The organism is Herpetosiphon gulosus (assembly GCF_039545135.1).
In the GTDB taxonomy this organism is placed as follows: Bacteria; Chloroflexota; Chloroflexia; order Chloroflexales; family Herpetosiphonaceae; genus Herpetosiphon; species Herpetosiphon gulosus.
This window is the reverse complement of record NZ_BAABRU010000059.1, coordinates 1-9,181: the sequence shown is the minus strand read 5'-3', so window position 1 is coordinate 9,181 and position 9,181 is coordinate 1. Positions and strand designations below refer to the sequence as shown.

Here is a 9,181-nt window from a genome sequence, read left to right as displayed (position 1 = left end):
CGATGGTGCTAAGGGTTTCGCTGCGTTTTGTAGGATTGTCAATCAGTTGAGCAATGGTTAGTGCATCATTGAGGGAGTTCATAGATGCCGCAGCCTGCGCGATGGTGCTAAGGGTTTCGCTGCGTTTTGTAGGATTGTCAATCAGTTGAGCAATGGTTAGTGCATCATTGAGGGAGTTCATAGATGCCGCAGCCTGCGCGATGGTGCTAAGGGTTTCGCTGCGTTTATAATCATCCTTTGTCGAAAGTGCTATAGTCGTAGCATCATTTAAAATCATAATAGCATAGTCTAATTTATTCGATACTGAACATATTTCGGCTAAATCTAGAAGAACTTTACTACGATTCCAATAATTGATCGAATAAACAATAGCTATGGCTTGATCAATATTCCCGGACTTTGCTATGGCTTGTGCAATATTACCAAATATATCAGTACGAATCCAATCAACATTGATAGATTCAGCAATTTTGATGGCAAGGTCTATATTATTGATAGATAGTGATTCTTCGGCAATACCTTTTAAGGTTTTATCGCGAATTTTACCCTCAGTAATACTGTGGGCAATAGTCGCAGCTTGATCAAGCAATAAGGCAGCTTGTGACGAAACGACAGATTTCGCAACCATTTTAAGTGTTTCTATACCATTTACATGGCTAATAGATTGAGCAATTACTACAGCCTTATCTTGATACCCCTTTGCCAGAGCGATTTGCACGATACCTTTAAATGTTTCTGCCTGAATCCAATCAATATCAATGGACTGTGCAACGCTTGCTGCATGATCAAAATCTTCAATATATGCTATAGATTGAATAATTTTTTTTAGCATATCTGCTTTTTGGCTTGGTATTGAGATCTTTTGTGCAACAGTGATTGATTCTTCTAAAATATGTTGAGCTTGGGGAATATTTCCAAGTATAGTTTCTGAATGAGCAATAATTATCATTACATCAGCTTTAATTAAATCAACCTTTATAGATCTAGCAATAACCATAAGGTTATTGAAATTTTTCATAGATATGGCAATTTTTATAATAATTTTGAGGGTCTCGGAATGAATCAAATCAATATTAATAGATTGAGCAATATCTAACGCATAGTCGATTTCCCCCATAGAAGCAGTACCTTGAGCAATAATCTTTAACATATCAGCTTTTTCTCGTTCCGAACTGATATATTTGATAATATTCAAGGCATAGTTGATGTCGCTGATTGAAATTGCATATTGAATTAAATTTTTTAGTGATTCAATCCTTATCCGTTCAATATCAATTAATTTGATAGTTTCTGATATTTTAATTGGATTTAATAAATGCATTCCGAGATTAATTATTATTTTAAGTAGATCTGATTTAATTTTTTTATCAAAAATATTCTTAGTGATATTTATTGGTAAATCGATATTATCATGTAGTATTGAAACTTTTATGATTTTTATTAACGTGTTAATCTTAAATTCACTATAATCAATAAATTCGGTAATAAATAATGCACATTCAAGATTATTTAATGATATATTTGATTCTATTATAGAGGAAATTGATGATGATCGAATAGTTCCTTTGTTAATGATTCGATTAATCTTGAGAATGTTCTCTAAAATTATATTAGCATGGATTATATGTCCAGAATGTATAGCCTCTTTAGCAATTAAACAAAGTATGGTTAGATGGTTTTCTTCATGACTAATTGATTCTAAAAGGCTCATAGTATAATCGATATTACCAATTAATATACTGGTGTAAGCTATTGATCTAATAATAGCGTTACGAGTTCTAATATTATCTATAGATTGTGCAATATCAATAGATTTTTCTAAAAGAGATATAGCTTGATTAATATGTCCTTCATTACCAGCAAATTGGGCTATAAAGCGAATTGATTCGGCACGACTCCAATCATCATTAATAGATAAAGCTATTGAAGTATATTCTTCTATAATAATATTAATATCATTGATATTTTTATTTAATATCAATGATATTCCTAGTATGCAAATAATCTTTATGCGCATTCGGTAATCCTTGAAAGATTGAATGTCTTTTATGATTTTTTGAGTAAGATTTTGTATATTTTCATTGAAATTTATTAATTTACTAATATTATTGATATTTTCTGCAATATCGCAAATGAGTGATGATTTTTTTCCCTCATTTTCGACTGTATGGATAAATTTATAGGATTCCTCTATAAAAAAAATAGCATTATCGATATTTCCCGAAAGAATAATGGTTTTTGTAATATTGCAAAATAAATCTATACGTATTTCTGGTTGTGTTACAGATTTGGCAAGAATGATAATTTCATCTAAGAGGTTATTGAATATATTGCAATTCAATAAGTTTATTGATTTATTCAATACTATATTTATGGATAATATGCGATTTATCTTGTCATCGATTTGTAATGCAATCTCTATAGCTTGTTCTATTCTATTTGTAGATAAGATTACTTGAAAAACAGAATTAATGATTTCAGAGTTATATAATAAGGAATTGTCTGTAATAATTTGATTTATTCGTGAAAAAATTGTTGTTTTTTGAGATTCATTACACCAATTAATAATTCTAGCCCATAAAAATATTTTTTTCTCAATAGAAGAAGATAACTCTATTCTTTCTAATGCCTCTTGCGTTCTCCCAAGCATCGCCAAGACCTCAACTAAATCATCAGGCCATTGATCAACACGGCTGGTTAAACTTGTCCGTAAGAGACTATACTTCCAGAGACGCGGCAGGTTCTGGATATGTTCTTCAGTCGATTGTCCTGCGTTGATAGCACTCTCCCGCCCGCGATTCAAATCAAGGGCATAGAGTCGGGTACTCGGATCAAAGCGGGTTTTGTGTTCGCCATAATCGCCCGCATCCAAGACCTGCCACAGCGTTGTCCAATTCTCGGCCAAGAAGAGATGCGTTATATAGTGATGCCGCGCATAGACTCGCCGTGCCTGTTCAATGGGGTCGCGATCATCGGCCCAAATGCCCTCCAAATCCTTCGCACACCAGTCGGCCATCTGTTGCTGCCAGCGTTTAACTTCACGCTGATTGAACACCGACACAACAAGATAGTCGCGAAACATAAGGTGATGGAGCGTAACCCGTTGATCAATTCCCTGACTCACTAATCCCCCTAAGACCCACACCGCATCCTGTATCGTGTCGTGGTCGTGTTCCAGCAGATCACCCACCACATCGAGCCGGAGTGGTTCTTGGGCGACGAGCAACAGCGCCAATATGGGTTTCCACACGGTGTCCCACTTGGAGAGCGGCACGCGTTTAATTCGTTCCAACGTAATCCCAAAGAGGTTGCTGGGATTCTGCTCAATCTTCTGAATCAAGCTGGTCGCATCAACCACTGATTGATCACGCATGGTATTGGCAGCCAAATGCACAAACAGCGCATTGCCCTTCAGTGCGACATAGAGATCATGGAAGAGGCTATCTACCACGCCAGGCTGGACCGATCGCCACAACGCTAACGCATCGGCTTCACTCAGTGGCGGGAGGTCATAATCGACGCGATGCAGAATCTCCAGCGGTTTTAGCGTCTCATCAGGCCGCGAGCCAAGCACGATCACCATGCCGGGCGGCGGCTGTGGCGGCAGAAACGAGAGATCGCGTGAGCCGTCGATCTCCGGCTGAAGTTGGTCAAGGCCATCCAAATAGATCGTTTCCTGGATACCGTGTGTAGAAAGCTCGTCGAGGATTCGTGTAAATTCGGCTTTCATCGCTGGATAGCTTTCTTCGGGGAAGTACGAAACTGTCAGTCCATGCTTGAGAATGAGTTGGGCCACGACCGCGCGGAGTAAGCCTACTTGATACTCACGACCTGTGGTCAGGGCAATAAAGTGGTGCGGGGTCGCCGCAATGCCCGCCTCCTGAATCAGCTTGGCAATGCTGCTGCTCTTGCCTTCTCCTGCTAGCGCCTTGATCAGCACATAGCCGCCCGTGAGCCGCATCGTTGCAATGTGCTCACGAATGGCGGCCAGTTCTGCGACCCGACCGACAAAGCCCTGAAGGCGGAGATTGAGCAGGCGATCACTTTCGATTTGTTGGGCGGCTTTCGTGATCCGTTCATGGGTTTGGCGCTGGAACGCGGCCTGCATCAGATGGTCAAATCGCGCATCAGGAATTGGAATATGGACGGAAATATCCAGCTGATTCAGATCCCCCATCACGACATTGCGTTCCGCTAGGTTCGCAATCTGGATTTGCCCACGTTGTTCAATCGTGAGGGCAAGCGATTTGCCATCAAGCTGGGAGGTATTACCTGCCACGAGGGCGTGAATCGCGGTACTCAAGGCTACGGGATCAACAGACGGTAGTTTGTCTTGAAAGGCGGCGATTAAGGCGGCCACGGGATCAGGGGATGGGGTTGGTATGGGAAATCGCGCAAGGAGACGGTGAAGGGCATCGCGCTCAAAGGGCGTGAGGGTTCCCTGTTCAATTGCCTGCATGCCTCGCGTGATCCGTTCGTGATAGACATGGGCGGCAGGGTTCGTGCGTAGGGCTTCCAAGGCAAGATGCAGATCGAGATCATCCATCGCGCAATCCTTTGGGCTGGCAGGTGTGTTCCACTATCCTAGCAAAGCACTGGTTCCGATGCAAGCAATTGCTCACGGTTTGTTCGTGATGCGTTGAGTACTGCCTATTTTATCCGATGCCCCATACCTTGATATCAGAGCGCGATCACGTAATCAAAAATTGCCACGTCAGCACGCATGGTCGATAGAGAAAATCGGGGGAATCTGCGTTGGCGAGCGCAAATACCCTGCATGTCCATTCAGCGAACAACGGCCCTAGCATTCATTGTTAATGGTGTGGCGTGTGGTAGCACGAATCTTGGGGTTGTGATGAATAGTGAAACCGTTGTTTATCAGCGAATTTACAAAAAGCGTTATGTTCAGTCTGCGGCTGACCGCACGAATGTTGGTTGAGGTGATTTAATTCCAGTATTTTGAAGGATAGTGGATTAAATAAAAAACCAACTATGAATTAGCTAGCTTACCCGATGTGTATGTGTTCGCCAATACGATAAAAGTGACATATTGGGGCGTATCGCAACTTGCTGCGCCATTTCCATGACACTCCTAGAGCCACTTGAAAAATCAGCTTTTTACATCAAACCTCTGTGGGAGCCAAAGAAAGAACGATACGCTCAAGCTGCACACATTAACCACTTTCTACTATGCTCTACCCACTTCGCCAGCAGTTGCCATGCGTGAACACGGCAGCCGCTGGCAGAGAATCCAAAACAGAAAAGGGGATGCCTACATTAAGATTCAATCGTGCATACCAATTAATAAACAATAGAAGATGCTATGAAGTAGCTGTCAAATGAGCCATGGCTCGTCTGCATACAAAATCTTGGTTTAGTATCTAAATCCACTTCAATTCAAATAGTGTCGATATACTATTGATTGTAGTTACAATATTTCACGCGTGAAAAAAATATATCTTGCACGAGTGATTGAGTAATGATACAATTGTTCTATATATATAGCAGGATATAACAAGGAGTGATTCGCATGGACCCGCAAAAGGAGAATGCAAGCACGAAACAATCAGGATCTGGTAAGACGGTAAAACTGGAGGATATTGGCAATCTTATAAAAGCAAAACGTGGGCGTGATGGTATTACGCTCGAAGAAGCAGCGAACGAATCTGGCATCAGCCCTGCGACCCTTTCACGATGGGAACGTGGTTTTTATGAAAAACCATTAGGGATAAATCGGGCAATACCCAAACCCAATCCACAAACTATCGTGCTTTTGGCCTCATGGCTTGGTGTATCGGTTGATCAAGTCGTTGAAATTCAGTTAGAGCAAAAGTCGGTAACCGATATTGTTGAGGCACATTTACGGGCTGATCCTAATCTTGATGGAGATCTTGCCAATGCCCTCAGCCACATGTTTAAGACTACCTATGATAATTTCCATACCTTGACAACCACCCGACGGAGTACAACCCAGTCCGATGACGAATAATTATTAGCTAGAAGCCCAGCAGAAAGGACCGAAGGGCATGGCAACCAGACAACAATTTATTATCGATCCACATAAGCAATCACCCGCTACCGATAGGTTTCTCAACCATATCGAACAGCATGCGTATGCCCTTCGGCAAGATGCTGGCATCTCGCGCGATGAACACGTTGATCCTTACCGCATTGCTGAGGTTTATGGAGTAACGATTCTTTTGCCATCGGATATTCCCCAGTTGTCCGAAGCAGATCGTCAATATATAGAAAATCAAGATCCCTCGGTGTGGTCAGGACTTGGTGGGCCTGATCCGGAAGGAGGGATGATTATTATCTTGAATCCAAAACAAACGAAGGAGCGAGCTGCGGTCACCATTATGGAAGAGGTTGCCCATATCTATTATGGGCATGAGCCTTCACTGGTGATGAAGGAAGGTAGCGATCTTGATCGCCGCCTCTATTTACGCGGCATTGAACAAGAAGCCTACTGGACTGCCGCCGCTGTATTGCTTCCTCGCCACATGCTCGCGCGTGCTATTTGGAAACAGCGTTCAATCGAAACAATTGCAGCAGCCTATGGAGTAAGTACAGAACTCGTCGTGTTTCGGGCTAAAGTCCTTGGATTATGGAATGACCTTAAACGAGTACCACAACTCTAGGAGGAGGTTTTATTATGTCCCCATCAGAACCACATACTGATCCATGGTATGTGCTCTCGAAAGATTTGATGTTCCTCAATCAGCAACGGTGGGAAGATCATCAATCGGTGGTAGCTGGCCAAACCGGAACACTTCGAGAATTATTAAGGATTACGCTAAGCCATAAAGCACTTGCCTTGATGGATTTGATCCGTAGAAATCGTCCGCAGGCATTACGCAAATTTGATCAAATCTCTATGAGAGATGATGATTTGGCAACCCAAGCCATCTTGATGGCGAAACAATTAGCAGGAAAATCCGTTGTTTTTATGGGCGATAATGATTGTGCGAGTCTTGCACTCGGCATTCTCGGTGGCCAACTCGGATATCCCCTTCCAGCGAAAATGGTCATTGTTGATTTTGATGAGCGGTTGCTCCGTGCGCAATCCCAGTTTGCACGGCGGTATGGATTTAGGCATCTGATGGATTTTCGGCTCTACAATGCGTTTGAGCCAGTGCCACGTGATCTTCAAAATCACTTCGATTGGTTTTATACGAACCCTCCGTATGGGGCAAGCAACTATGGTATGAGTGTTCAATTGTTTATTAATCGGGGTTGTGAGATGACAAAGCCCGCAGGCTATGGTTGCATCATTATCCCCCATGATGAAGAACGTAAGTGGACACAAAGCGCAATGCTCAGCACACAACGATTCTTAGCAAATCGGGGCTGGGTTATTACGGATAAGGTTAATGATTTGCATCATTATCACCTTGATGATGATAACGAGCTAACGTCATCAACGCTTATCGTCCATGATGCTGCAAGTATTACCCTTGATGAGTCGATTCGCGTATACGATAATCGACGAATTGAACACCATGAAATTCCACAGTTTTATGGAAAGAGCGTCCAACCTCCCTACCCACGATTTATTCGTGCCGATGGAACCGAAGAATATTGCAATGATCGCGAGGCTGCATGAGTCCGACATCACCACCATCCGTACCACCAGTGACCCAGAATACGTGGATCTTTCAGGCTCATCCAAGCTTGTATAGAATTAATGAGGCATTGAAGATAGAACCGAAAGAGCTTTGGAATATTAATCAGCATGCAAAAAAGGTTCGCCGTGGTGACCGTGCACTTATTTGGATATCGGGTGACCATGCGGGGATTTATGCGATAGGAACCGTTCAACATGATCCGATTATGCAGCCAGATTCGGATATTGGACAGGCATATTGGATTGACAAACGGCGTGGCCAAGCCGTAAAGCCACGCGTAGAAGTTGTTTATGATCGAATCCTTCTCAATCGACCGCTTTCAAAGGCAATGCTGCGGACTGATCTTGCATTAATAGGGTTATCAATCCTGCGATATCAACGTGGCACGGTCTTTCCCGTTACTCCTCAAGAATGGATGGCTATTGAAACGTGGCTAGAAGATGATGATACATCAGCCATATAAATCTCATATAAGGAACAATATATGCCTGACGAACAATTCCATGTAGTGTATCTTACCGGAGCACCAGCAACAGGGAAAAGTAGTTTGACCGAGCTTATTGCATCAACTGTTGCTCCAGTGCGTGTTTTGACCTATAGCAAGTTGCTTGATGACTATATTTCGAAACGACAAGGGAATCCCTTAGGCGAAAATGAGTTAAGAAAACGCTCTGCTGGCCTTATTACGCCTGAGGATGGCATCCAAAAGCTATCTGACGATTTTTTTACGGTGTCCAACATAATAATAGGTATTCCTGACACCATTATCGGTTAGGTAATGCCTTCCCCAGTTTAGCAAGCTCGTTAGCAATGTCTTTCAAGGCGCTATGAACTTTTTCACTCATCTCGTCGCCAATTTTTAATGGCCCTATCCCGTTCGATGCGTCGATTACTTGTTGATCAGTATAGTGTCTTCCAACAATATCGTCGTATTCAAGGTGAAGAAACACCGGATTTGCACCAAATACTGCTGTATTGCCGCCAAAGGTTGAGAGATCCATAACGAATGGATTTGCCCGATCAATAACCGGAATTCGTACTGGAAAGCGTTCTTTAAAGTGGCGTTCTATTATTTTAGGAAATGGATTAAAGGTAAGCGACACATTGAGGGCTGGTGCGTCGCTTAGTGGAGTAACAACGAGTTCAATAATTTGTGGTTTCCGTTCATGTAAACGTAAAAGACTTCGTAACATTGGCATTTGGATGCCGCGCCGAGCGCGAATCGCCTCGACCAGAAAATGTCCTGTTGCACCAGAGTGTGCTCCCGCGCGAATATAATATTTCTTGTCGGGTGCCATATGTGGACCAGTATAACTTTCACCAAAGCCAATCACTAAAACGACTTTGTCAGCCGCAATTAATGATTGCGAATGCTCAGCCGCAATCATTTTGATATGGTATGGGCCTCGCGGTTCAACATTAAGAAGGGCTTAACTGTAAATTCCCTCAAAAACTCCCACTTCAGTACATTTGAGCTACCTCATTCCTAAAAAATATCTTATTCCGTCTACGTCGGGACTATGATTGGGATGTGTTTGCGGGGACGCGGGGAT

7 protein-coding genes are annotated in these 9,181 nt (G+C 42.6%); 5 read left to right on the top strand and 2 right to left on the bottom strand.

Features of this window, described 5'->3' with window-relative positions:
- Positions 1-4,546: ATP-binding protein (locus tag ABEB26_RS26375; RefSeq protein ID WP_345725084.1), on the bottom strand; the 4,546-nt coding region annotated here is incomplete at its 3' end.
- A gap of 984 nt (positions 4,547-5,530) precedes the next feature.
- On the opposite strand from ABEB26_RS26375, the gene ABEB26_RS26370 reads away from it, so the two are divergent.
- From ABEB26_RS26370 to ABEB26_RS26350, 5 genes are read left to right on the top strand one after another with little or no spacing between them, the layout of a single operon-like run.
- Positions 5,531-5,989, top strand: a complete 459-nt coding sequence (locus tag ABEB26_RS26370) for a helix-turn-helix domain-containing protein (protein ID WP_345725083.1) — start codon at positions 5,531-5,533, stop codon at positions 5,987-5,989.
- 37 nt (positions 5,990-6,026) lie between these two features.
- Positions 6,027-6,641, top strand: coding sequence for an ImmA/IrrE family metallo-endopeptidase (locus ABEB26_RS26365; protein WP_345725082.1), 615 nt, complete (start codon positions 6,027-6,029; stop codon positions 6,639-6,641).
- A 14-nt stretch (positions 6,642-6,655) separates the two neighbouring features.
- Positions 6,656-7,606, top strand: coding sequence for a bis-aminopropyl spermidine synthase family protein (locus tag ABEB26_RS26360; RefSeq protein ID WP_345725081.1), 951 nt, complete (start codon positions 6,656-6,658; stop codon positions 7,604-7,606).
- A complete protein-coding gene (locus ABEB26_RS26355) occupies positions 7,603-8,091 on the top strand; it encodes an EVE domain-containing protein (RefSeq protein WP_345725080.1) in 489 nt (162 codons plus the stop codon). Before ABEB26_RS26360 ends, ABEB26_RS26355 begins: the two co-directional genes overlap by 4 nt.
- Positions 8,092-8,112: 21 nt before the next feature.
- Complete coding sequence (locus ABEB26_RS26350; RefSeq protein ID WP_345725079.1) at positions 8,113-8,403, top strand: hypothetical protein; 291 nt, start codon at positions 8,113-8,115, stop codon at positions 8,401-8,403.
- On the opposite strand, the gene ABEB26_RS26345 is transcribed toward ABEB26_RS26350, so the two are convergent.
- On the bottom strand, positions 8,393-9,016 hold the full coding sequence (locus ABEB26_RS26345; protein ID WP_345725078.1) for a hypothetical protein: 624 nt from the start codon (positions 9,014-9,016) through the stop codon (positions 8,393-8,395). The two genes, ABEB26_RS26350 and ABEB26_RS26345, sit on opposite strands and share 11 nt — an antisense overlap.
- Between the last annotated feature and the right edge of the window lie 165 nt (positions 9,017-9,181).

Bases quoted from the DNA above. Each gene is read 5' to 3' on its own strand.
- ABEB26_RS26370 (WP_345725083.1), top strand. From the start codon at position 5,531: ATGGACCCGCAAAAGGAGAATGCAAGCACGAAACAATCAGGATCTGGT.
- ABEB26_RS26365 (WP_345725082.1), top strand. From the start codon at position 6,027: ATGGCAACCAGACAACAATTTATTATCGATCCACATAAGCAATCACCC.
- ABEB26_RS26360 (WP_345725081.1), top strand. From the start codon at position 6,656: ATGTCCCCATCAGAACCACATACTGATCCATGGTATGTGCTCTCGAAA.
- ABEB26_RS26355 (WP_345725080.1), top strand. From the start codon at position 7,603: ATGAGTCCGACATCACCACCATCCGTACCACCAGTGACCCAGAATACG.
- ABEB26_RS26350 (WP_345725079.1), top strand. From the start codon at position 8,113: ATGCCTGACGAACAATTCCATGTAGTGTATCTTACCGGAGCACCAGCA.
- ABEB26_RS26345 (WP_345725078.1), bottom strand. From the start codon at position 9,016: ATGATTGCGGCTGAGCATTCGCAATCATTAATTGCGGCTGACAAAGTC.